A 1,308-nucleotide genomic window follows, 5' to 3' on the forward strand; every position below is an offset into this window, starting at 1 on the left:
TTAATTAGAGCGTTCGCAATTGTAAAAAAAGCAGCAGCGCTTGCGAATACAGATGTAGGAAGATTGGAATTGAACAAGGGCGGTGCGATCGCAGAGGCTGCTCAAGAAATTCTTGATGGAAAATGGCATGATCATTTCATCGTAGATCCAATCCAAGGCGGAGCGGGTACTTCAATGAACATGAATGCAAATGAAGTCATTGCCAATCGTGCTCTTGAATTATTAGGGATGGAAAAGGGAGACTATCATTATATTAGTCCAAATAGTCATGTAAACATGGCGCAATCAACAAACGATGCATTCCCAACGGCGATTCATATCGCAACATTAAATGCATTAGAAGGCTTATTACAAACGATGGGTTATATGCATGATGTATTTGAATTAAAAGCAGAACAGTTTGACCATGTTATTAAAATGGGTCGTACACATTTACAAGATGCTGTGCCAATCCGTCTTGGACAAGAATTTAAAGCATACTCTCGCGTACTTGAACGTGATATGAAACGAATTCAACAATCGCGTCAACATTTATATGAAGTAAATATGGGGGCAACTGCAGTTGGTACAGGCTTAAATGCAGATCCAGAATATATTGAAGCGGTTGTAAAACATTTAGCTGCAATTAGTGAATTACCGCTTGTTGGTGCAGAAGATTTAGTAGATGCGACGCAAAATACGGATGCTTATACTGAAGTATCTGCAGCGCTTAAAGTATGTATGATGAATATGTCTAAAATTGCAAATGACCTTCGCTTAATGGCATCAGGTCCACGTGTTGGTTTAGCGGAAATTATGTTACCAGCTCGTCAACCAGGTTCTTCTATTATGCCAGGGAAAGTAAACCCTGTTATGCCAGAAGTTATTAATCAAATTGCGTTCCAAGTCATAGGTAATGATCATACAATTTGCCTTGCTTCAGAAGCAGGACAATTAGAATTAAACGTGATGGAACCAGTACTTGTTTTCAACTTACTGCAATCGATTAGCATTATGAATAACGGTTTCCGTGCCTTTACAGATAATTGCTTAAAAGGAATTGAAGCGAATGAAGATCGCTTAAAAGAGTATGTTGAGAAAAGTGTAGGAATTATTACAGCCGTGAACCCTCATATCGGTTATGAAGCAGCAGCTCGCGTTGCGAAAGAAGCAATCGCGACAGGGCAATCTGTTCGAGAACTTTGTGTGAAAAATGGTGTATTGTCACAAGAGGACTTAGAATTAATTCTAGATCCATTCGAAATGACACACCCAGGGATTGCAGGAGCAACTCTTTTAAAGAAAAATTAAAAGAAGAGGGGGGACAAG

Annotated in this window: 1 protein-coding gene; it reads left to right on the top strand. The window is 39.3% G+C overall.

The window, feature by feature from the left end; translation table 11 throughout:
- Window positions 1-1,290 (top strand): aspartate ammonia-lyase (aspA, locus tag ACS2QP_RS27350; protein WP_049107160.1); only part of this gene is annotated, 1,290 nt, incomplete at its 5' end.
- Between the last annotated feature and the right edge of the window lie 18 nt (window positions 1,291-1,308).

The sequence above is a fragment of the Bacillus cereus group sp. Bce019 genome (assembly GCF_051781745.1).
GTDB classification, from domain to species: Bacteria; Bacillota; Bacilli; order Bacillales; family Bacillaceae_G; genus Bacillus_A; species Bacillus_A cereus.